The following is a 21616-nucleotide window of genomic DNA, read 5'->3' on the forward strand; positions in this document are numbered from 1 at the left end:
CGCCGGGGCCGTCAGCGGCGCAGGTAGGCGAGGACGGCGAGGACCCGCCGGTTGTCCTCGGTGGAGGGGGCGATGCCCAGGCCGGGGCGGCGGGTGTGCACGGTCAGGTACGCCAGGCCTTCGGGCCCCGCGGTCAGGGAGCGCCGGCTGCCGCGCGGGAGCCAGCACGCCGCATGGGGCCGCAGGGGGTGCGTCCCGTCCGGCGTGTCGAGCCGGCCGCCGCCCGCCAGGACCACGAGCAGGACGTCGAGGACGGGTTCGGCGTGCTCCGCGACGGCCGCGCCGGGTCGCAGCCGGACCAGGTTGGAGTCGAGGCCGCGCCCGGCCCCGGTCAGCCGCCACAGGGCCCCGGTCGCGTCCTCGGGGGCTTCGGCGATCACCGCGTCGAGGTCCGTCGGGGCCCCGTCGGGGCCGGAGTGGGTCGTCATGGGGGCTGCTCCTTCCCCGCCGCCGGCGTGGCGTCGCCTTCTTCCGTGGTCACGTCCGGTCCGCGGCCGCGGTTCGCCGCGCCGCCGCCTCGGGTGCCTGCGCTCCTCCCCCCGGTGGCCGGCCGTGCCCTCGTGGCCGATACAGTCATGTCCGGATCGCGTCGGCCGCACACGTGCCGGCCGCGCGGCCCCGCCCTCCGGTCGACCACCGCGAAGGGTGCGGCCGCCCGCCCTCCGCGTCCCCGGCCCCGCACCGAAACCCCGCCTCCGCATGTCTGTCGCCACCCCCGGTACTCCCACGGCCGCCGCCCCGGCAGCGCCCGCCGCCCCGTCCACCGCCCCGCCCGGCGCCCCGCCCCGGCCGAGTGCCCTCGCGGCGTTCCACAGCGTCAGCGCCGTCACGACGGTGCTGCTGGCCCTCGTCGCCATCGGCGCGGCGATCCACGAGCCGGTGCTGATACCCCCGCTCGCGGCCAGTGCAGCCCTGGTGCACAGCGCCCCCACCCTGCCCCTGGCCCAGCCGCGCGGGGTGATCGTCGGCCACCTGGTCGGCGCGGCCTGCGGCTACGCCGTGCTGGCGGCCGCGGGCGGTTCCGCCTGGGCGGCGGCCGTGGCGGCCGGGCTCACGCTGGCCCTGCTGACCCTCGCCCGCACCCCGCACTCCCCCGCCGTGGCCACGGCCGTGGTCACCGTCCTCCAGGCCCCGGCGCCGGCCCGGTTCGTCCCGCTGCTCTTCGGCTCGACGGTGCTCCTTGTGCTCACCGGGTACGCCGGGTCCCGGGTCCGCCGCGCCGCCCCGAGGTACCCCGCCTACTGGTGGTGATGACCTGCGGGCGCGCCTGCGCCGCACCGAGGGGGCCCGGGCGCTACTCCTAGTCCGTGGAGATTTCGACGAAGGACGTGTTCGGGGCCCCCTGCTGGGTCAGTCTGATGGCCCGCGACCTGGAGGCCTCCCAGCGCTTCTACGGGGCGGTCGTGGGCTGGACGTACCGTCCCGCCCGGTTCGGGTCGGCCTTCTCGGTGGCCGTGCTGGACGGCGTACCGGTCGCCGGGATCGGGGCGCTGGCCGGAGACCTGGCCGTGGCGGTGGCCTGGACCCCGTACTTCGCCGTCGACGACGTCGACGTGGCGGCGGCCCGGATCCGCGAGCGGGTCGGCACGGTGGCGGTGGGCCCGGTCTCGTTCCCGGGCGGCGGACGGGCGGCCCTGGTCGCCGACCCCGACGGGGCGGTGTTCGGCATCTGGCAGGGGCCGGTCTCCGCGGGCTGGCGCGTGGGACTGGGCCCGGCGCCCGCCTGGCTGGAGCTGCGCACCCGCAACGCCTTCGACGCGGCCCTGTTCTACGGGGAGGTACTGGAGTGGGCCACGGGCCGCACCGGGTGCTGCGAGGTCAGCTACGAGGAGGAGCAGGTCGTCCTGCGCCAGGGCGGGGAGCCGGTGGCCCGGCTGGACAGCGGCCCCGTGGAGGTCGGCGCCTACACCCCGCACACCCGGCCGCGCTGGCACGTCCACTTCCGCGTGCCCGAACTGGATACCGCCGTGGAGGCGGCCCTGGACCTCGGCGGCCGGACGGTCTCGGTGGTCACCTCGGACGGCAAGGAGCGCTCGATCATGCTGCGCGACCCGGACGGGGCGCTGTTCACCCTCACCGAGCGGGTCACGGGGCCGGACCCCGAGGCGGCGGGCTGACCGCACCGGCCCGGGGCCGCAGGGCCCGGTTCAGCCCAGGAAGCTCAGCCGCACCTGCCGGTCGGGGTTGTCCTTGTTGGTGTCGACCAGGCAGACGGACTGCCAGGTCCCCAGCCGGAGCCGGCCGCCGACGACCGGCAGGGTGGCGTGCGGGGGGACGAAGGCGGGCAGGACGTGGTCACGGCCGTGGCCCGGGGAGCCGTGCCGGTGCTGCCAGCGGTCGTCGGCCGGAAGCAGGGCGCGCAGCGCCTCCAGCAGGTCGTCGTCGCTGCCGGCGCCCGTCTCGATCACGGCGATGCCGGCGGTGGCGTGCGGGACGAAGACGTTGAGCAGGCCGTCGCGGCCGGCCGCCTCCTCGGCGAGGAAGCGCTCGCAGTCGCGGGTCAGGTCGGTGACGGTCTCGGCGCGGCCGGTCGTCAGGTCGAGGATCCGGGTGGTGAATCGGTCGGACATGTGGTCCATGATCGCGCACCCGTCGGCGCGGCGCCGCGCGCTCGCCGCCCCGCGGGTCAGCCGGGACACTGGCTGCGTGAGGAGGTTCCCATGGACCCCGTGGCGGCGCTGGACCGGATCGCCTTCCTGCTGGAGCGCGCGCAGGCGCCCACGTACCGGGTCCGCGCCTTCCGGACGGCCGCCTCGGCGCTGACCCGTATGGGCGAGGCGGAGACGGCCGAGCGGGCCGCCGCCGGAACGCTGGAGGCGGTCAAGGGGATCGGGCCGAAGACCGCGCAGGTGGTGCGGGAGGCGCTGCTCGGGGAGGTCCCGCAGTACCTGCGGGTGCTGGAGGACGAGGCCGCGGCGCTGCCCGCGGGTCCGCCGCCCGGCCCCGCCGCCGTCGCGCTGCGCGCGGCGCTGCGCGGGGACTGCCACCTGCACTCGGACTGGTCGGACGGCGGGAGCCCGATCGAGGCGATGGGCCGGGCCGCCGCCGGGCTCGGGCACGAGTGGGCGGTGCTGACGGACCATTCGCCGAGCCTGACGGTCGCGCGGGGCCTGACCGCGCAGCGGCTGCGCCAGCAGCTGGAGGTGGTGGCGGAGCTGAACGAGCGGTGGGCGCCGTTCCGGCTGCTGACCGGGATCGAGTGCGACATCCTCCTCGACGGTTCGCTCGACCAGGAGCCGGAGCTGCTGGAACGGCTCGACGTGGTGGTGGGGTCCGTGCACTCGAAGCTGCGGATGGAGTCGCCGGCGATGACGCGGCGGCTGCTGGCGGCGGTGCGCAACCCGCTGATGGACGTCCTCGGGCACTGCACGGGCCGGCTGGTGACCGGCCGGACCCGTCCGGAGTCCACGTTCGACGCGGAGGCCGTGTTCGCGGCCTGCGCGGAGTCCGGTACGGCCGTCGAGGTCAACAGCCGCCCCGAACGCCTGGACCCGCCCCGCCGGCTGCTGCGCCTGGCGGTGGAGACCGGGGTCCTCTTCGCGATCGACACCGACGCCCACGCCCCGGGCCAGCTCGACTGGCAGATCCTGGGTTGCGGACGGGCCGTGGAGTGCGGGGTCCCGCCGGAGCGGGTGGTCAACACCTGGCCCGCCGACACCCTCCTGGCCTGGACCCGCACCCGGCGGGCCCCGGCGTAGCCCGCACGGGGGCCTGGTCTACCGGCCCCCGCTGCGGGCCAGGAGCAGCAGGACGTCGGCCGTCGCCACCGCCATCACCCCCAGGAACGGGGTGCGGCCCGGGGCCGCGGCGGTGCCCAGGAGCAGGGCGCCGGTCAGGGCGAGGAGGGTCCAGCCGTACGGGGTGACGTGCCCCGGCGGGCCCAGGACCAGGAGGGCGGCCGAGCCGAGGACGAGCAGCGCGGCGAGCGCCGCCGAGGGGCGGGCCCCGAGCCGGTGCGGCAGGCCGCGGACGCCGGTGGCGAGGTCGTCGGCGAGATCGGGCAGGACGTTGGCGAAGTGGGCGGCGGCGCCGAGCAGTGCGGCGGCGGCGGTGAGCCAGGGCGGCGGCCAGGGCGCGCCGGGCAGGCCGAGCGTGACGAAGGCCGGGAGCAGCCCGAAGGCGAGGGCGTACGGGACCCACGAGGCGGCCGTGCCCTTGAGCCGCAGGTTGTACGCCCAGGCGGCTGCGACCCCGGCGAGGTGCGCCGCGCCGGCCGCCGGGCCCGCGGCCAGCGACAGCGGTACGCACAGGGCCAGCGCCGTGAGGGCGGCGGCGGTCACGGCGCCGGCCGGCACCCCGCCCGTGGCCAGGGGTTTGTCCCTGCGGCCGACGGCCCGGTCGCGCCGCAGGTCGACGCGGTCGTTGCACCAGCCCACCGAGAGCTGCCCGGCCGCCACGGCCCCGGCCGTGAGGGCGGTGCCGGCGGGTCCGCGCCCGGCGGCGGCCGCGAGGACCCCGGCGAAGAGGGTGACGGCGGCCGCCGGGAGCGGGTGGCAGGCGCGCAGCAGGCCGCCCACCGGGACCGTCGGCAGGGGGAAGGCGGAGGAGGGGGCGGGCACGGCGTCACGCTACGCCGAGGCGGCAGGTTCCTGTCCCACCCCTCGCGCGCTTCGCCCCGGTTCGCCCCGTTCTTCCCTATGTTGGGCCAATGACCCGTGTCCTGGCGGTGAGCAGCGTGTTCCCGCCCCACCTGTACCCGCAGGCCCAGATCACGGAGGCGCTGGTCCGGTGCCTGCCGCCCGGCGCCGATGCCGCCCTGCTGCGCCGGGTGCACGCCTCGGTGCGGGTCGACTCCCGCCACCTCGCGCAGCCGCTGGAACGTTACGGCGGGCCGGACGCCGACTTCGGCACCACCAACGCCCTCTTCCTCCGCACGGCCCTGGAGCTCGGCGCCGAGGCGGTCGGTGCCGCCCTCGCGGGCGCGGGCGTGGCGGCGCCGGACATCGGCCTGGTGCTGTCGACGACCGTCACCGGGCTCGCCACCCCCTCCCTGGAGGCCCGGCTCGCGGAACGGACCGGGCTGCGGCCCCACGTACGGCGCGTCCCGCTCTTCGGGCTGGGCTGCGCGGCGGGCGCCGCCGGGCTGGGCATGCTGCACGAGCAGCTGGCCGGACGGCCGGGGCAGGCCGCCCTGCTGCTGTCGGCGGAGCTGTGCTCGCTGACCCTCCAGCCGGCCGACACCTCGATGGCGAACCTGGTGGCGGGCGCCCTCTTCGGGGACGGGGCCGGAGCCCTGGTCGCGGTGGGGGCGGAGCACCCCCTGCACGACGGCCCCGGCGGGCCGTGGGTGGTGGACGCGCGCAGCCGGCTCTACCCGGGCAGCGCGCACCTCCTCGGCTGGGACATCGGGCACTGGGGCCTGCGCATGGTGCTGGGCCGGGAGCTGCCCGAGCTGGTCGGACTGCACGTGGTCGAGGAGGTCGAGTCCTTCCTGGCCGGACACGACCTCAAGCCCGCCGACGTCGACGTCTGGGTCTGCCATCCGGGCGGCCCGAGGATCCTGGACGTGCTGGCCGGCTCCCTGGGGCTGCCCGAGCACGCCCTCGGGGCCAGCCGCCGTTCGCTGGCTGCCGTCGGGAACCTCTCCTCCGCCTCCGTCCTGCACGTCCTCGGCGCCGTCCAGGCCGCCGGACCGCCCGCGCCCGGATCGGTGGGGCTGATGCTCGCCTTCGGTCCGGGCTTCGCCTCCGAACTCGTCCTGCTGCGCTGGTGAGGTGCCCATGCCGCTGATCGCGTCCACGTCTTCGATGCCTTCGACCCTTTCGACGCTTTCGATCCACTCCGCCACCCCGCTGTCCTGGTACTTCCTCCTCCTCGCGCTGGTCGCCGCCGAACGGCTGGCCGAGCTGGCCATGGCCGGCCGCAACGCCGCCTGGAGCCTGGCGCGCGGCGGCCGCGAGTACGGCCGCGGCCACTACCCCGCCATGGTCGTCCTGCACACCGCCCTGCTGGCGGGCTGTGCGGCGGAGGCCGTGCACCGGCCGTTCCTGCCCGCGCTCGGCTGGCCCGCCCTGGCCGTGCTGGTGGCGGCGCAGGGGCTGCGCTGGTGGTGCGTCCTGTCCCTGGGCCCGCGCTGGAACACCCGGGTCATCGTGGTGCCCGGGCTGCCGCTGGTGGCGGCGGGACCGTACCGGCTGCTGCGGCACCCCAACTACGCGGCGGTGGTGCTGGAGGGGGTGGCGCTGCCGCTGGTGCACACCGCCTGGATGACCGCGCTCGCGTTCACCCTGCTCAACGCCCTGCTGCTGCGGGTGCGGATCCGCTGTGAGAACAGCGCGCTCACCTACGCCCGTACCGCCGATCCGCTGCTGGGCCTGGTGCGGTGATCGACCTGCTCGTGGCCGGGGGCGGCCCGGCGGGGCTGGCGACCGCGATCCACGGGGCGCTGGCCGGGCTGGAGGCGGTGGTGCTGGAGCCGCGTCCCACACCGATCGACAAGGCCTGCGGGGAGGGGCTGATGCCGGGGGCCGTCCGGCGGTTCGAGGAGCTGGGCGTGACGGCGCCGGGCCGCGCATTCCGCGGCATCCGCTACGTGGACGGGGTGACGGGGCTGCGCGCGGAGGGGCTCTTCCGCGCCGGCCCGGGGCGCGGGTGCCGGCGTACGGACCTCCAGGCCGCGCTGGCCGAGCGTGCGGCGCAGCTGGGCGTACGGGTGCTCGCCAGGCGCGTCGGGGAGGTCCGCCAGGACGGGCGGCGGGTGTGGGCGGCCGGGCTGACGGCCCGGTACCTGGTGGCGGCGGACGGGCTGCACTCGCCGGTGCGGCGCGGGCTGGGCCTGGCGGTGCCGGCCGTGCCGGGGCGGCCGGCCCGCTACGGGCTGCGCCGCCACTACGCGGTCCCCCCGTGGAGCGACCTGGTCGAGGTGCACTGGGGGCCCGGCGCGGAGGCGTACGTGACCCCGCTGGGGCCGGACCGGATCGGGGTGGCGGTGCTCACCTCGGAGCAGGCGCCGTTCGACGTCCACTTGGGCCGCTTCCCGCTGCTGGCGTCCCGGCTGCCGGCGCCGCCACCGTCCGGTCCGGGTGCGGGGGTGCGCGGCGCCGGGCCGCTGCGCCAGCGGGCGCGGAGCCGGGTGGCGGGGCGGGTGCTGTTCGTGGGGGACGCGGCGGGGTACGTGGACGCGCTGACCGGGGAGGGGCTGACCCTGGCGGTGGCGGCCGCGGGGGAACTCGTCCGCTGCGTGCGCGCGGGCCGGCCGCAGGAGTACGAGCGGGCCTGGCGGGACCTCTCACGCGGCTACCGCGCCCTGACGTCGTCCCTGCTCTGGGCTCGCCGCCGGCCCCCGCTGGCGGCCCGGATCGTGACGCTGGCGGCGCGGATGCCGCGGGTCTTCACGGGGGCGGTGAACCTCCTGGCGGACTGACACCCCGGGCGGGCCGCACGAGGCCCGCCCGCACACGCACCCCCGGCTCGGCTTCCTTCTCCGGTGGCGGCGCGCGCCCGTGTGCGGGGAACCCCCGGCCGCGCGGGGTGGGCGGCCGGGGGTTCCGCGGCGGGGTCAGGCTCCTTCGTCCGGGCGGGGGCGGGACGGACGGTACGCCAGTGCGAGGCCGGCCAGGACCGCTGTCGCGCCGGCGCCGAGCACCGCCGCCACACCGGCCCACGGATAGGGCGCGCCGAGGGTGCCGTCGAGGGGGTTGAAGAAGGCCACCCCGCCCACGATGTGCAGCGCCACCACGGCCAGTGCCGCCACCGCCGCCCCCCGCCACACCGCCGGGGTGTCCCGGACGGCCAGGAGGGCGCCGAGCGGCAGGCAGAGCAGGGCCACCGCCAGGGGCAGCAGCCGACCCGGGGCGGGCGGTTCGGCGAGGTTCCCGGGCAGGTGCAGCACCCCGCAGAACAGCAGGGCGGCGGCGGTCGGCCAGCGCAGCACGTGGCCCAGCACGCCCCCGCGCCGGGCCGCGCGTTCCGCTATGGCGTCGGCCGTGGCGGGTGCGGGCCGGGCGGAGCGGACCGGCGGGGGCTGCGGAACGGGCGCCGGCGGCGGGGCCGGTGCCGCGGCCGGGGGACGGCCGGGCCGGACGGCCGCCTCGGCCGGGTCCGCCGGGCCCGTCGGCCGGGCCGCCGGAGCGGACTCCCGAGCGGGCGCGGGGTCGGCGTCGGCGCCGGGCGCGGGCGCCGCGCCGGGGCCTTCGGGGTCGAGGATGGTGGCCAGCAGGGCCACGTCCTCGATGGGCCGGCCCACGGCGGCCGCCCGCAGGGCGATGTCCGCCTCGGCCTCCTCGTCGGGGTGCTCGCCCAGCAGGGCGACCATCCGGCGGACCTCGTCGACCGGCCGGGCGACGGCGGCCGCGCGGAGGGCGTCGTGCCCGGGGTTCGCGAGCCGGCCCGAGTCCTTCAGCAGGCCGACCAGCGCGGTCACCTCCTCGACGGGCCGGCAGGTGGCGGCCGTCTCCAGCAGGGTGCGGAGCGGCTCGGTGTGGGGAGGGGCCGGGGCAGCGGGCCCGGGGGGCTCGGGGTCGGGGCGGTCCCACTGGACCGTGGGGCGCTCCTGCGGGGAGGGTGCGGGCCCGCTCCGGCCTGCGGGCGCCTGCGGGAGGTCGGATCCGGGGGCCGCCCGGTCCGCGGAAGGCGTTTCGGCGTCGGAGGCGGTCCGCTCCGGGAGGGGCCGTAGGTCGGCGCGGAACGCGGCGGCCGGTGCGGTGGGCCGGGGGTCGTAGGGCCCGGCGCGGTGCGCCGCGGGCTCCGCGGGGAGCCCGAGGCCGGCCCGGGGCGACGCGCCGGGTCCGGGCCGGGCCGCGGCGGCCGCGGGGGACGGCCATGGACCGGAGGGGGAATCCGGGCCCCGGGGCGGCTGGTCGGCGTGCGGGTCGAGGAGGGGGACGCGTGCGGGAGGTTCGGCGAGGGCTGGGGGCGGGGGTGCGTGAAGGGGGTCGTCGGTCGGTTCCGGGGTGGGGGCGTGGAGGCCGTCGCGGTCGCCGGGTTCCGCCGCCGCGAGGGTGCTGGGGTCATTCATGGAAAGCTCCGTCTCGCCGACGCGCGGGTCTACGCAATCGCGCGCCGGTCATCGTGCGTTATAGGAAGCGCACGCTTGGTGACATTGAGCGGCACGGGCCCGCACTGCGCCATTCGGGGCGGGCAAACGGGGGGCTCCCCCGGTATGTCCGGGGCACCGGCCCGGACACACCGGGCCCGGGGCGGCCCACACGGCGGCGGGCGGGGCACAGTGGCGCTCCCCGGCGCCGACCGCCGCCTTCCCGCCGCCCGCAGGGCGGTCCGGCCCGGCGTCGGTCCGGCAGCACCCGGCGAGGAAGGGGCGTTCGTTCAGGAGGGCCGGCCGGCGCGGCCGGGGGCGCCTGGTGCGCAGGGTGCCGGGGGCGCTGCCGGCGGTCGTGGCGTCGCTGCTGCCCTGCGCCGGCGGATCCGGGCCGTCGGGGCGGGCGGCGGGTCGGGAGCGCGGGGCGGCCCGCCGTGGCGACCGCCGGGGGCCGGTGCGCGGGCGGGCGCACGGGGCGTACGACAGGTTCGAGGGGATCCCGTACGCCGCCCCTCCGACGGGTCCGCTGCGCCGACGACCCCCGCCGCGCGGGGGCGGGGGCGGGATCAGCGGCTCGGAGGAGGGGGCGTTCCCCGCGGCCGCGATCGGCCGCGCCACGCCGCTGCCCGACAGCCGGGCGCCGGGCCGGCAGGTGCCGGTGCACGGCCATCTGTTCGGCGACAGCGGCGCACCGAACTCCACCGGCCTGGCGGGGCCGGCGGGCTTGCCGTTCGGGGCGGCCCACAGCTCCGCACCACGGCCGGGTACCGGACCCGCTTCGCCCGCACGGGCTCTCCCGCCGCTACAGCCTGACGTCCCAGGTCACGGTGGAGGACAGGCTGCGGGCGAGCTCGGGGTCGCGGACGGCGGGGGTGCGGTCCTCCACGGTCACCGACAGCTTGTGGGTGCGCAGGTCCAGCAGCCACAGGTCGGCGACCCGCACCTGGGTCCGGCCGGCGAAGCGCCCCAGCTCGCGGCCGTCGAGGTACCAGCGGACCGTCGGCTGGCGCCCGTCGGCGGAGGCCAGGTGCGCGACGGCGGCCTTCGCGGTGCGGCCCAGCCGCAGGGTCCGGTCGGTGGGGGTGAGGGGCGTGACGAGACGGGTGTGCCGCTGGAAGCCGGCGATCATCGCCTCGACGCCGGGGAGGTTGAAGGGCTTGCCCAGCACCCTCATGATCGAGTTGTCGGTGGGCCGGTAGAGGCCGGTCACGTAGTAGCCGCCGCCCTCGTAGGCTCCGACGGTGCCGCCGTCCGGTGAGCTCTCGCCGAGCCAGCGGTACCACTTGGCCCACTGCGCGGCCATCGCCCCGGCGTCCAGGGTGGAGGTGTTGGGGTCGGCAGGTTCGGGGCCGGTGTACTTCTCGTAGCCGGGGACGCCCGGGTAGAAGTACTCGTCGGCGAGCTTGCCGAGGGAGTGGCCGGTCTCGTGGATGGCGACCTGGCCGGACTTGGGGTGGCCGGCGGAGGCCGTGGAGATGCCCTCGTAACCGAGGGTGGGGCTGGGCTCGTTGTAGCCGGCGCCACCGTACTTGGCACTGTTGGCGAGGACGATGACCAGGTCGGCGGCGGGCGCCTTGGCCACGTACGCGTCCACCTTGGGCTGGTCCACGCAGAGCAGCCGCTCGATGGAGTCGCACCAGAAGTACGACCCGAGGGCGGTGTCGCGGACGGTGTCCGGGCCGGGGTCGCCGGAGACCCCGGACTGGGCGGAGACGGCGTCCACGGTCCACACGTTGAAGAGGTCGCGGTAGGTGGTGTAGGGCTCCACGGCCGTGACCTCGGCCCATTTCGCGCGGACGTCGGCGTGGAAGCGGTCCAGCTCGGCGGCGGTGTAGCCGTCGCCGACGAAGACCACGTCGAGCCGGTCGGAGGTGGGGCCGTTGTCGACCGTCTTGGTGACCTGCCCGTCGGCGGCCCGCGCCGACTCGGAGAGGCGGCCGGCGGGCTTCCCCCGTCCGGCGGCGGGCACCCGCGTGCGGCCCGACCCGGCTTCGCCGCCGTGTTCCGGCCCGGGTATCTCGACCTCGACGCCCGGCCGGGCGGTCGGGCCGGCGGGCGGGGCCGCTCCGGCGGGTACGGCCGACGCGGACAGGAGCGCGGCGCTCGCGCAGGCGGCCGCGAGCGCCGCGCGCAGGGCCGTTCGGAAGGTTCTCTGCATGAAGTCCTCCGCCGGGGCAGGGAGTGGGGGGTTAAGTACTCGGTTAACTCGGCTGAACCGGCTGCTTAAACTAAGGGGCGCCCGAGGGCGTGCGCAATGGCTGACTCCCGCCGGATACTGGGGAGTTGAGGAAACCTCGTGGACGACAGGGGGAGTTCATGGACGAACCGGCCGAGATCGGGCGCCGGGTTCAGCGGCTGCGCGGTGAACGCGGTCTGACGCAGCGGCAGTTGGCGGAGCCCGCGTACACCCCGGCGTACGTGTCCACCCTGGAGGCGGGCAAGGTCCGGCCCTCGGAGACCGCGCTGCGGTTCCTCGCCGGGCGGCTGGGCACCTCGTACGAGGAGCTGGCCACCGGCCGTCCGGCCACCCTGGCCACGGAACTGCGCCTGGCCCTGACCGACGCCCAGCGGACCCTCGCCACCGGCTCGGCCCGGGAGGCCTGCGGCCACTTCCGGCGGCTGCTCGCCGAGGCGGAGCGCCTCGGGCTGGCCGACGAGCGGGCCGAGGCCCTGCTGGGGCTCGGCGACTGCGCCCTGGAGGCCGGTGAACTGAGCGAGGCGGCCGGGCACTTCGAGGCGGCGGAGCACCTGCTGGCCGGGGAGCCGCTCCCCCGCCGGGCCCGGCCGATCCGCGGCAGGGCCGTCGCGCACCTGCTGGCCGGGGAACTGCGCTACGCCTGCTACCTGCTGGAGTCCGCGATCGACGGCCTCAACGCGGGCGGGCTCGCCGACCCGGAGGCGCTGGTGCTGCTGTACTCGGCGGTGATCGGCCCCTACATCGACATGGGGGCCCACGCCCGCGCGGCGCACGCGGCGGAGCTGGCGCTCGCGCTGGCCCCGCAGGTCGCGGATCCGGCCCTGGTGGCGGGGATGCACCGGCAGGTGGCCCGCACCTTCCTCGCCGAGGGCCGGGTGGCGGACGCCGACGCCTCACTGGCGAAGGCCCAGGCCGTCTACCGGCAGCTGCGGCTGCGCACCGATCTGGCGCACTGCCACTGGATGCGGGGCTACGTCCAGGCGCAGCACGGGGAGCTCGCGGCGGCCGAGCGGGAGCTGCGGATCGCCCGGGAGATGCTCACGGCCCGGCGGGCCGCGCTGTACACGGCGCAGGTGGAGGTGGAGCTGGCGGACGTGCTGCGGCGCCTGGGCCGGTACGAGGAGGCGGCCGAACTGGTGTCGGGGCTGCTGGCGGAGGGCTCGGACCCGGGCGCGGTGCACGCGGGCGGGGCGCACCGGCTGCTCGGGCTGATCGCCGAGGAGCGGGGGGACGCGGAGGCGGCCGAGGAGCACTACGTACGGGCGCTGGCGCTGCTGGAGCGGAGCGGGGCGGGCGGGGACCTGGCGGACCTGTGCCGGCTGCTGGGCGATCTGCTGCGCAGGGGTGGCCGGACGGAGGCGGCGCTGGACGCCTACCGCACCGGGCTCGGCCACCGCGCGGCCCCCGGCACCACCACCCTGGGGCCGGCCCCGGCGGCCCCCGCGTTCCGCTGAGGCCGTGTCCGGCTGCCGCGGCTCCGGCCTCCCCGCGCCTACGAAGCGCGCGTACGGGGTCCGGGGCTCGCCCCGGGGAACGGAGGAGGGGCGGGGCGGGGAACTACACCTCGCCCGAGGCGCGCGCCCGGGCGCCCTCTCGGGTGCGGCCCGACGCGGGGGCGCGGTGCGGGTGGCGCCGGAGGTACTCCTCCTCCAGCTCCTTCAGCCGCTGCGTATGCGTGGCCAGCGCGTCGTCCGAGCCGTGGAGCAGGGTCTCGTGGCGGGTGCGGTGGATGGTCTCCAGTTCCTTCAGCAACCGGTCCTCCTCCAGCTTGCGCGGCGCCGCTCCGCCGGAGCGCTCTGCCATGGCAACCACCTCCACGTCCTACGGTAGACGCGTCGCGCCCGTTCAGCCGTCCGGCCCGGCGTCCCCCACGGGCGGCGGCTGCGGCGGCGGCAGGGGTGACGCCGCCGCGGCGGCGTGGGCGCGCAGGGCGCTGCGCACCGACCAGGTCACCGAGACCAGCGGTACGGCGACCACCGCGCCGACCACTCCCGCCGCGATGGCCCCCGCGACCACCGAGACCGCGACGACCAGCGGGTGCAGCGCCACCGCCCAGCTCATCACCAGCGGATGCAGCAGGTGGCCCTCGATCTGTCCGATCACCACGATGAGCGCGACCACCACGCCCGCGATGAGCGGCCCCTTCGCCGCCAGCGCGACCACCGCGGCGACCGCGAGGGCGATCGGCGAGCCGATCAGGGGGACGAAGGCGGCGAAGAACTCCAGGAGGGCCAGCGGGAGGGCCAGCGGGACCCCCAGGAGGTAGAGCGCGAGCCCGACGAGGGCCGCGTTGGTGGCGGCGACCAGAACGATCCCGTGCGTGTAGCCGGTGAAGGTGCGCCACGCCGCGCGCCCGGCGACGCCCACCCGCTCGCGCACCCCCTCGGGCAGCTGTGCGCGGAACCAGGCCCACTGCCGGTCGCCGCCGTGCAGGAAGAAGACGGAGGAGAACACCGCGAGGGCCAGCACCGTGAGCACCTGCACCACCTGCCCGGCGCCGCTGACGGCCGTGTTGAGCAGGGTGGAGCGGTGGGACGAGACGTACTCCCCGACGCGGGACTGGAGGTCGCTGACGGCCTCCGACCCCAGCCGGAGCGGCGGCCGTTCCAGCCATTTCTGGATGCTGACGAGCCCGTCACGGAACTCCCTGACCAGGTTCTCGCTCTCCCCCGCCACCGCCTCGCCGACCAGCGCGAGCACGCCCAGCAGCAGGCAAGCGCTGCCGATCAGGCTGACGGCCACCGCCAGCGAGCGCGGTATCACGCGGGCGAGCCGGCGCGACAGCGGTGACAGCAGCGCGGTGATCACCAGGCCCAGGAAGAGGGCGACGCCGATCTCGTGGAAGCGGCCCAGGACCACGAAGACCGCGTAGACGGCAGCCCCGACGACCAGCAGGCGCCAGGCGTGGGACGCTGCCGTACGCAGGAACGGGGACACCGGCGGCATGTCCCATGGGTGCCACCGGGAGCGGCCGGTGCCACGCGCCGGGTCCCGATTTGACCCGTCCGGGGAGAAAATCCGTTGCTGGAGTGCGCGGCGGGCCCGCACGATGGCGCGTTGTGAGTAGCTCCCGCCTGTCTTCCGTACTGCCCGATCTGTCCCCCTGGCGTTCCAGCCGCGACTTCCGGCTCCTCTTCTTCCAGGGCACGGTCACCTTCTTCGGCTCGTTCATGGCGATGATCGCCCTGCCGCTGCAGATCAAGCACCTGACGGACTCGCCGCTGGCGGTCGGCGCGATGGGTGCGGTGGAGCTGGTGCCGCTGGTGGTGTGCGGACTGTACGGGGGCGCGCTCGCGGACGCGGTGGACCGGCGGCGGCTGATCCTGCTGACCGAGGCCGGGCTCGGGCTGCTGGCGCTGGTGCTGCTGGTCAACGCGCTGCTGCCGGACCCGATGCTGTGGCCGCTGTACGTGGTGGCCGCGGGCGTGTCGGCGCTGAGCGGCCTCCAGCGGCCCGCGCTGGACTCGCTGATGGCGCGGATCGTGCCGCACGACCAACTGACGGCCGCCGCCGCGCTGAACGCGCTGCGCTACCAGTCCGGGGCGATCGCCGGACCGGCGCTGGCCGGGGTGGTCGTCGCCTACGCCGGGTACGCCTCGGCGTACGCGGTGACCGTCGTGGGCTTCGCCGTGTCGGTGGCCCTGTGCGCGCGGCTGCGACCCGCCCCGCCCGCGGGCGGCGCGGAGCGGCCCTCGCTGCGGTCGATAGCCGAGGGAGCGCGGTACGCGTGGAGCCGGCCGGTGCTGCTGGGCACGTACGCCGTGGACCTGGCCGCGATGTTCTTCGCGTTCCCCAACACGATCTTCCCGTTCCTGGCGGACGAGCTCGACGCCGAGTGGGCGCTCGGGCTGATGTACGCGGCGGGCGCGGTGGGCTCGTTGGTGCTGGGGCTGACCAGCGGCTGGGTGTCCCGGGTGCGGCGGCACGGGCTGCTGGTGGTGTTCGGTGCGGCCGCGTGGGGTCTGGCGATCGCCGCGGCGGGCTGGTTCTCCCACGTCTGGCCGGTGCTGCTGTGCCTGGCGGCGGCGGGCGCGGGCGACATGCTGAGCGCCCTGGGCCGCTCCACCATCTGGAACCAGACGATCCCGGAGGAGCTGCGCGGGCGGCTCGCGGGGATCGAGGTGCTCTCGTACAGCGTCGGGCCGCAGCTCGGCCAGGTCCGGGCGGGCACGATGGCGGGCTGGACGGGTACCCGGCCGGCGTTCTGGAGCGGCGGCCTGGCGTGCGTCGCCTCGGTGGCGCTGCTGGCCGCGCTGCTGCCGAAGCTGATCTCGTACGACGCGGACACCGACGAGGACGCGCTGCGCCGCCGCGCGGCCCGCGAGGGCTCCGCCGCGGAGCCCGACCCGGCGGCCACGACGGCCTGAGCGGGCCCGGCGGACCCGGCGGCCCGCGCCCCCGCCGGGACCGGGACCGGGACCGGGGCGCCCGAACGGCGGTCCCCGCGGTGCGCCGGACCGGCGTCACCGGGAGGGTGACGGCATGGGCGACTGGTGGTACCGCAACATCCTGGAGCCGGGGAAGCTGCCCCTGCTCCTGGCCCTGACGGCGTTCGTCGTGACCTTCGTGGCGACCCGGGTGGTCACCCGCATGATCCGGGCCGGGAAGGGCCCGTTCCGCAACGTCACGCCCGGCGGTCTGCACGTGCACCACTGCGTGCCCGGGGTGATCCTGATGACCGTCGGCGGTTTCACCGCGATCGCGGGCGGCCGTACGGGGTGGGGTGCGTGGGTGGCGGCCGTGCTGTTCGGGATGGGAACGGGCCTGGTGCTGGACGAGTTCGCGCTGATCCTGCACCTGAGCGACGTCTACTGGAGCGAGGAGGGCACGCTCAGCGTGGAGGTGGTGGTCATGACCTCGGCCCTGGCGGGGCTGCTGCTGTGCGGTTTCCTGCCGCTGGGCGTGGACGGTCTGACCGAGGACCAGTTGCAGAACCGTCTGTTCCTCGCGCTCACCGTGCTGTTCAATCTGCTGCTGGCCGTGGTGGCCCTGTTCAAGGGCAAGCCGCGGCTCGCGGTGTTCGGGATGGTGGTGCCGCTGATCGCCCTGATCGCGGCGGTGCGGCTGGCCCGGCCCGCGTCACCGTGGGCCCGCCGGTTCTACGGCGGGCGCCCCAGGACCCGGGCCCGGACCCTGCGCCGGGCCTATCGGCACGACCGGCGCTGGAGCGGGCTCGAACGCCGGATCGGCCACCTGATCGGCGGCGCGCCCAGCCGCTAGGCCGGTCCCGCGGATCAGGCGGCGGGGGCCCCGTCCAGCTCCCAGGCGTGGCGCTTGAACTCCTTGCGGAAGTCGGCGTGGTCCTCCCACTGGCGGGCGATGCCGCGCAGCACGTCCCAGTGGTGCTCCACCGACTGGTCGATGACCTTGCGCACGAGCGGCTCGGCCGTCTCCCGCGTCGCGATGAGCCCCTTGACCGCGGAGGCCTCCAGGACGCTGTTGCGCAGGGCGCGCAGGGCGCGGGAGGTGTCGTCCATGGCGAAGCCGCGCTCACTTCCGGTCTCCGCGTCGAACAGCGGGGTGAGCCGCGCCTCGATGAACGCGGTGATCCGCTCGAAGTGCTGCACGTCCATCAGGGTTCTCCCGTTCCCGCCGCGTCGGCGCTCGGCGCGCCGCGGCCCATCGACTCATCGAAGCTGCTCGTGGGTGAGCTCCGATGCAGGATACGAGGTCACGGGCGGCCTCCCGGCACGGGGCGGCGGGAGGGGGGTGACGGCGAGGAGGGGCGGGGCCGGCGAGGTGTGGCGGTGCCCGCAGGGCTCGAAGACCAGGACGACGGGCTCGCCGGGGCGCTGGCGCCAGGAGATCCGCCGTGGCGGGGTGGCGCAGCGGGGACAGCCGGGCAGTGGGCCCGGGCCGGTCCGGTGCGCGGCGGTGGGCGCCGGCGGCACGGTGTGCGGGTCGGGCATGTGGGCTCCCTGGTCCGGAGGTTGCGCTGCTGGCACTGTGCCATGCGCGAGGCCTGCTGCGCACGGGTGAACCCTCCCGCCTCCGGGCAGGTCAGAGCCGCGGCCGCGGGGGAAATCGGACCGTCTGCGGGCCGTTGGTCGTCACGTGCTCCTCCGTTCGGCCTCCACCAGGCCCGATTCGTACGCCGCGATGACCGCCTGCGCCCGGTCCCGGACGCCCAGCTTGCCGAAGACCCCGGTGAGGTGGTTCTTGACGGTGGAGACGCTGAGGTCCAGTTCCGCCGCGATCTCCGCGTTGTCGAGTCCGGTGGCGAGCAGCCGCCAGATCTCCAGCTCGCGCGGGGTGAGTCCGGCGGGGGCCGCGGGGGCGGGCCGGGGCTCGCGCGGCGTGGTCCGTACGTAGGTGGAGATCAGCCGCGTCAGCAGCCGGGGGGCGACGGCGGCCTCTCCGGTGTGGACCGTGCGGACGGCGGCGATCAGCTCCTCGGGGGAGACGTCCTTGGGCAGGAACCCGTAGGCGCCGGCGCGCAGGGCGGCGACCACGTATTCGTCCATGTCGAAGGTGCTCAGCGCGAGGACCCGGGACGCGGGGCGGGCGAGGGCGAGTTCCCCGGTGGCGCGGACCCCGTCGAGGACCGGCATGCGGATGTCCATGACCACCACGTCGGGGTGGAGTTCCCGGGCGAGCGCCACCGCCTCGGCGCCGTCGCCGGCCTCGCCGACCACCTCGACATCCGGGTGGGGCGCCAGGATCAGGCTCAGGCCGCGGCGCACCAGCGGCTGGTCGTCGGCTATCAGTACCCGGATCACGGGCGGGCTTCCTCTCCTTCTGCCCCGGCCGGGGCTGCGGCGGCCGCCGGGACCGGGAGGCGGGCGGCGACGCGGAAGCCGCCGTCCGGGCGGGGGGCGGCCTCCAGGGTGCCGCCGTGCAGGGCCACGCGTTCGCGCATGCCGATCAGACCGTACCCGCTGCGGCCGGGGTGCCGGGCGGCCGAGCGGCGCGGCGGCCCGTCGCCGGGCCCCTCGTCGCACACCTCGACGGCCACCTCCTGGGGCCGGTACGTCAGCCGGACGCGGGCGTTGGCGTTCCCGGCGTGCTTGCGGGCGTTCGTCAGGGCCTCCTGCACGATGCGGAACACGGTCAGGCCGACGGTGGGCGGCAGCGGGCGGACCGCCCCGTCCACGGTGAACTCCGTGTCCATGCCGGCCATCCGGGACTCCGTGACGATCCGCTGGAGGTCGTCGGTGCCCGGCTGCGGGGCGGTGGGGGCGGACTCCGTCTCCTCCCCGGTCCGCAGGACGTCGAGCAGCTGTCGCATCTCGCCGAGGGCCATCCGGCCGGAGTCCTCCAGGACGACGAGGGCCTCGCGGGCCGCGCCGGGGTCGTGCGCGAGGCTGACGCGGGCCCCGCCGGCCATCAGCTGCATGGTGGTGATGTGGTGGGCGACGATGTCGTGGAGCTCGCGGGCGATCCTGCGGCGTTCCTCGGCCACCGCCCGTTCGGCGAGCAGCTGCCGGTTGGCCTCGACCTCCCGCTGCCAGCGGTTGGCGGCGACGGCGGCGCCGACGACCAGGGTGCCGGCGAGGGCGTTGGTGAGGACGTTCATGCCGGACGGGAGCAGGGAGCCGCCCAGTCCGACGGCGGCCAGCGGCACGGAGGCCAGGGCGGCGGCGGCGACCACGGCGGGCCGGCAGCGGCGGGCCACGGTGAACAGGGCGACGGTCAGGGCCAGGCCGAAGTGCGGCGCGGCCGGGGTGGCGACGTTGACCACCATGCCCAAGGCGAGCACGGCGCCGAGCACCGGGACCGGGTGGCGGCGCCGGAACAGCAGGGTCAGGGCGGCGAGGACCAGTCCGAGGGCGGCGGTGACCGTGAAGGGGGTCCCGTCCACCACGGCGCTGAGGGACAGACCGGTGAGGTCGGTGGCCGCCGCCCCCGCCGCCACCAGTCCGTCGCCCCGCGTCCACTCCAGGCGCTCGGCGCGCGTGCCCATCGGTCCCCGCCTTCTCCGCGGGCCGCCCCCGCCCGGCCGGTCCGGGGCGGCGCGCGGCCGTCGCGCGGAGCTCCATTCTGGCAAAAGCCCCTGGTCGGGGCACCGGCCGCGGGTCGGGGCCCGGACCAGGACTCCAGTCCCGGGTCCGGCCGGGATCCGGACCCGGGTCCCGGTGGGCGGATCCTCCCGCGCCCCGACGCGCGACGGCGGCCCGGCTGATGGTCTGGAGTCCCGTAGGCGGCCGTCCTGCGGGAGACGTCGCAGAGACCGGAGGAGAGAAGTGATCCGCGCCCTGACGGGAAGTTCGACGAGACACGCGTGGAAGGTGATCGCCGTCTGGGCGGTGGTGGGCATCGCGCTGGCCATCCTGGGCCAGGCGTTCGTGTACCGGGCGACCCAGTCCGGTGACGCCGGTTTCCTGCCGGAGCGCTACGACTCGGCTGCCGCGCTGCGGATCGCCGAGGAGGACTTCGGGTTGCGGCCGGACGCCGACCCGCTGACCGTGCTCGTGGCCCGTGCGGACGGGGCGGCGCTGACGGGCGCCGACGAGCGGCGGATCGGGGAGGTGGCCGGGCGGCTGGCCCGGCAACGGGTGGTCATGCCGCGTGCGCAGGACGACCCGCCGCTGGTGCAGGACCACTCCCAGGTGCCCCGGATCGGGGCGGGGGCGACGGCGCCGGACCGGGCGTTCCGGCTGATACCGGTGGAGCTGACGGGCAATCCGCAGGATCCCGGGGTTCAGGGCACCTACCGGGCCTTCCGGGAGCAGGCGCGCGGCGCCTTCGGGGAAGCGGGGCTGCGGACCGGCTTCACGGGCGGGCTGGCGACGACCGTGGACACGGCCGACGCCGAGGAGACCCGCACCATGGCCGTCGGCCTGGCGATGACCGGGCTGATCGTGCTGCTGCACGTCCTGGTGTTCCGCAGTCTGGCGGCGGCCCTGCTGCCGCTGCTGACGGTGACGATCGTCGGCGGGGCGGCGTCGGGCGCGGTGGTCGGCGCGGCCCTGCTGACCGGGATCGACCTGGCACCCTCCACCCCCGGGCTGATCAACGTGGTGCTGATCGGCATCGGCATCGACTACTTCCTCTTCCTGCTGTTCCGCTTCCGCGAGCAGCTGCGCGCCCACCCCGGGCAGTCGGGCCGGGAGGCGGCGGCCGAGGTCGCGGGCCGGGTGGGGACGGCGGTCACCTCGGCGGCGCTGACGATCGTCGCGGCGTTCGCCACGCTCGGGGTCGCCTCCTTCGGCCAGTTCCGGGTGCTGGGCCCGGCCATCGCGGTGGCGGTCCTGGTGATGCTGCTGGGCAGCCTGACACTGATGCCGGCGCTGCTGGCCGTGACGGGCCGCCGGATGTTCTGGCCCGGGCGGTCCCTGCGGCGGGCTCCCCGCGCGGGTGCGGCGGGCGGGCTGGGCGAGCGGATCGCCCGGCGGCCGGTGGCCCACGCCGTCGCGGCGGTGGTGGTGCTCGGCGCGCTGACGGCGGGGGCCGCCGGGGTGCGGATGGACTACGGGCAGGGCGGCGCGGGCGGCGAGCGCACCGCGGCCACGCGGACGGCGGAGGAGATCACCCGGTCGATGCCGGCCGGGGCCTCGGATCCGGCGACCGTGTTCGTGGAGGCGAAGGACGGGGCGCCGATGACCGCGGAGCGGGTGGCCGGGCTGGCCGGGGCGCTGGCCCGGGTGCCCGGGGTGGGCCAGGTCGCCCCGACGGTGCTCAGCGAAAACCGCGGGGCCGCCCGCATCGACCTGGTGCTGGCGGCCGAGCCGGGCGGGCAGCGGGCCCGCGACCTGGTGGCCGGCCCGGTGCGCGAGACCGTACGGGCGCACGTGCCGGCCGGGACCGAGGCCCATGTCGGGGGCACCGCGGCGGTCTTCGCCGACATCGCGGTGGCGGTGGGCGAGGACCTGGAGGTGATCTTCCCGGTGGCCGCGGTGCTCATCGCGGTGATCCTGCTGGTGCTGCTGCGCAGCCTGCTGGCACCGGTGGTGCTGATGGTGGCGGTGGGGCTCGGGTTCACGGCCACGCTGGGCGCGGCGACGCTCGTGTTCCAGCACGCGCTGGGGCGGCCCGGGGTGGACTTCACGCTGCCGCTGGTGCTGTTCCTCTTCGTGGTGGCGCTCGGTACCGACTACAACATCCTGATCGGCGACCGGATCCGGGAGGAGATGGAGCGCCCCGGTCCGGCGCGGGCCGCGGTGGCCCGGGCGGTGCGGCACACGGCGCCGGCGGTCGCGACGGCGGGCCTGGTGCTGGCCGCCTCCTTCGGCAGCCTGGCGGTGAGCCCGCAACCGGGCCTCCAGCAGACGGGGTTCGCGACGGCGGTGGGCATCCTGCTGTCGGCGTTCGTCCTGTCGGTGGTCCTGGTCCCGGCCCTGGCGGCCCTGCTGGGCCGCTCCCTGTGGTGGCCGGTGCGCCCGCGGGCGAAGGCGCCGGCCCCGGGCGCGGAGCGGCACGCGCGGCCGGAGCCGACGCCGGTCGGCTGAGCCCGGGGCCCCGGGCGTCCGGGGGGGGGGGGGGGGGGGGGGGGGGGGGGGGGG

General features: G+C 76.8%; 21 protein-coding genes. 10 read left to right on the plus strand and 11 right to left on the minus strand.

Features of this window, described 5'->3' with window-relative positions:
* Positions 1-11 precede the first annotated feature (11 nt).
* Positions 12-428 carry a hypothetical protein gene (locus tag WDV06_RS29450; protein ID WP_395512842.1) on the minus strand — a complete coding sequence of 139 codons (417 nt, stop codon included), beginning with the start codon at positions 426-428 and terminating at the stop codon, positions 12-14.
* A 271-nt stretch (positions 429-699) separates the two neighbouring features.
* On the opposite strand from WDV06_RS29450, the gene WDV06_RS29455 reads away from it, so the two are divergent.
* Entirely contained in the window at positions 700-1251 is a 552-nt protein-coding gene (locus tag WDV06_RS29455; RefSeq protein ID WP_395512843.1) for an HPP family protein, read from the plus strand.
* Between the two features lie 107 nt (positions 1252-1358).
* Positions 1359-2117 carry a VOC family protein gene (locus tag WDV06_RS29460; protein ID WP_395512860.1) on the plus strand — a complete coding sequence of 253 codons (759 nt, stop codon included), beginning with the start codon at positions 1359-1361 and terminating at the stop codon, positions 2115-2117.
* 30 nt (positions 2118-2147) lie between these two features.
* On the opposite strand, the gene WDV06_RS29465 is transcribed toward WDV06_RS29460, so the two are convergent.
* The gene (locus WDV06_RS29465) at positions 2148-2570 is read right to left on the minus strand and encodes a YjbQ family protein (protein WP_395512844.1); all 423 of its coding nucleotides are present in this window, start codon (positions 2568-2570) and stop codon (positions 2148-2150) included.
* 90 nt (positions 2571-2660) lie between these two features.
* On the opposite strand from WDV06_RS29465, the gene WDV06_RS29470 reads away from it, so the two are divergent.
* Entirely contained in the window at positions 2661-3698 is a 1038-nt protein-coding gene (locus tag WDV06_RS29470) for a PHP domain-containing protein (protein WP_395512845.1), read from the plus strand.
* An 18-nt stretch (positions 3699-3716) separates the two neighbouring features.
* Here WDV06_RS29470 and WDV06_RS29475 read toward each other — a convergent pair whose 3' ends face one another.
* Positions 3717-4559, minus strand: coding sequence for a UbiA family prenyltransferase (locus WDV06_RS29475; RefSeq protein WP_395512846.1), 843 nt, complete (start codon positions 4557-4559; stop codon positions 3717-3719).
* 89 nt (positions 4560-4648) lie between these two features.
* On the opposite strand from WDV06_RS29475, the gene WDV06_RS29480 reads away from it, so the two are divergent.
* The 3 genes from WDV06_RS29480 to WDV06_RS29490 all read left to right on the plus strand — a co-directional run bounded on the left by WDV06_RS29480 (position 4649) and on the right by WDV06_RS29490 (position 7363).
* Positions 4649-5713: a type III polyketide synthase gene (locus tag WDV06_RS29480; protein WP_395512847.1), complete on the plus strand. Its 1065-nt coding sequence runs from the start codon at positions 4649-4651 to the stop codon at positions 5711-5713.
* A 79-nt stretch (positions 5714-5792) separates the two neighbouring features.
* Positions 5793-6326 carry an isoprenylcysteine carboxyl methyltransferase family protein gene (locus WDV06_RS29485; protein ID WP_395512861.1) on the plus strand — a complete coding sequence of 178 codons (534 nt, stop codon included), beginning with the start codon at positions 5793-5795 and terminating at the stop codon, positions 6324-6326.
* Positions 6323-7363: an NAD(P)/FAD-dependent oxidoreductase gene (locus WDV06_RS29490; RefSeq protein WP_395512848.1), complete on the plus strand. Its 1041-nt coding sequence runs from the start codon at positions 6323-6325 to the stop codon at positions 7361-7363. The genes WDV06_RS29485 and WDV06_RS29490 overlap by 4 nt, the downstream gene beginning before the upstream one ends.
* Positions 7364-7498: 135 nt before the next feature.
* Here the strand turns inward: WDV06_RS29490 and WDV06_RS29495 are convergent, their stop codons facing one another.
* On the minus strand, positions 7499-8956 hold the full coding sequence (locus WDV06_RS29495; protein ID WP_395512849.1) for a hypothetical protein: 1458 nt from the start codon (positions 8954-8956) through the stop codon (positions 7499-7501).
* An 823-nt stretch (positions 8957-9779) separates the two neighbouring features.
* On the minus strand, positions 9780-11135 hold the full coding sequence (locus WDV06_RS29500) for a M64 family metallopeptidase (RefSeq protein ID WP_395512850.1): 1356 nt from the start codon (positions 11133-11135) through the stop codon (positions 9780-9782).
* 158 nt (positions 11136-11293) lie between these two features.
* Between WDV06_RS29500 and WDV06_RS29505 the strand changes: the two genes are divergently transcribed.
* Entirely contained in the window at positions 11294-12628 is a 1335-nt protein-coding gene (locus WDV06_RS29505; RefSeq protein ID WP_395512851.1) for a tetratricopeptide repeat protein, read from the plus strand.
* Positions 12629-12731: 103 nt separating this feature from the next.
* On the opposite strand, the gene WDV06_RS29510 is transcribed toward WDV06_RS29505, so the two are convergent.
* A complete protein-coding gene (locus WDV06_RS29510) occupies positions 12732-12977 on the minus strand; it encodes a DUF6158 family protein (protein WP_395512852.1) in 246 nt (81 codons plus the stop codon).
* A gap of 42 nt (positions 12978-13019) precedes the next feature.
* Positions 13020-14120, minus strand: a complete 1101-nt coding sequence (locus tag WDV06_RS29515; RefSeq protein WP_395512853.1) for an AI-2E family transporter — start codon at positions 14118-14120, stop codon at positions 13020-13022.
* Between the two features lie 128 nt (positions 14121-14248).
* Between WDV06_RS29515 and WDV06_RS29520 the strand changes: the two genes are divergently transcribed.
* Positions 14249-15541 carry an MFS transporter gene (locus tag WDV06_RS29520; protein ID WP_395512862.1) on the plus strand — a complete coding sequence of 431 codons (1293 nt, stop codon included), beginning with the start codon at positions 14249-14251 and terminating at the stop codon, positions 15539-15541.
* A gap of 115 nt (positions 15542-15656) precedes the next feature.
* Complete coding sequence (locus tag WDV06_RS29525) at positions 15657-16394, plus strand: hypothetical protein (protein ID WP_395512854.1); 738 nt, start codon at positions 15657-15659, stop codon at positions 16392-16394.
* A 14-nt stretch (positions 16395-16408) separates the two neighbouring features.
* Here WDV06_RS29525 and WDV06_RS29530 read toward each other — a convergent pair whose 3' ends face one another.
* The 4 genes from WDV06_RS29530 to WDV06_RS29545 all read right to left on the minus strand — a co-directional run bounded on the left by WDV06_RS29530 (position 16409) and on the right by WDV06_RS29545 (position 19077).
* Positions 16409-16747 (minus strand): hypothetical protein, encoded by a 339-nt coding sequence (locus WDV06_RS29530; RefSeq protein WP_395512855.1) that lies wholly within the window; start codon positions 16745-16747, stop codon positions 16409-16411.
* A 54-nt stretch (positions 16748-16801) separates the two neighbouring features.
* Positions 16802-17083 (minus strand): hypothetical protein, encoded by a 282-nt coding sequence (locus WDV06_RS29535; protein WP_395512856.1) that lies wholly within the window; start codon positions 17081-17083, stop codon positions 16802-16804.
* Between the two features lie 141 nt (positions 17084-17224).
* A complete protein-coding gene (locus tag WDV06_RS29540; protein WP_395512857.1) occupies positions 17225-17893 on the minus strand; it encodes a response regulator in 669 nt (222 codons plus the stop codon).
* The gene (locus tag WDV06_RS29545; protein ID WP_395512858.1) at positions 17890-19077 is read right to left on the minus strand and encodes a sensor histidine kinase; all 1188 of its coding nucleotides are present in this window, start codon (positions 19075-19077) and stop codon (positions 17890-17892) included. Before WDV06_RS29545 ends, WDV06_RS29540 begins: the two co-directional genes overlap by 4 nt.
* Before the next feature lie 325 nt (positions 19078-19402).
* On the opposite strand from WDV06_RS29545, the gene WDV06_RS29550 reads away from it, so the two are divergent.
* The gene (locus WDV06_RS29550; protein ID WP_395512859.1) at positions 19403-21562 is read left to right on the plus strand and encodes an MMPL family transporter; all 2160 of its coding nucleotides are present in this window, start codon (positions 19403-19405) and stop codon (positions 21560-21562) included.
* Positions 21563-21616: the final 54 nt, after the last annotated feature.

The sequence above is a fragment of the Streptomyces racemochromogenes genome, assembly GCF_044129415.1.
GTDB classification, from domain to species: domain Bacteria; phylum Actinomycetota; class Actinomycetes; order Streptomycetales; family Streptomycetaceae; genus Streptomyces; species Streptomyces racemochromogenes_A.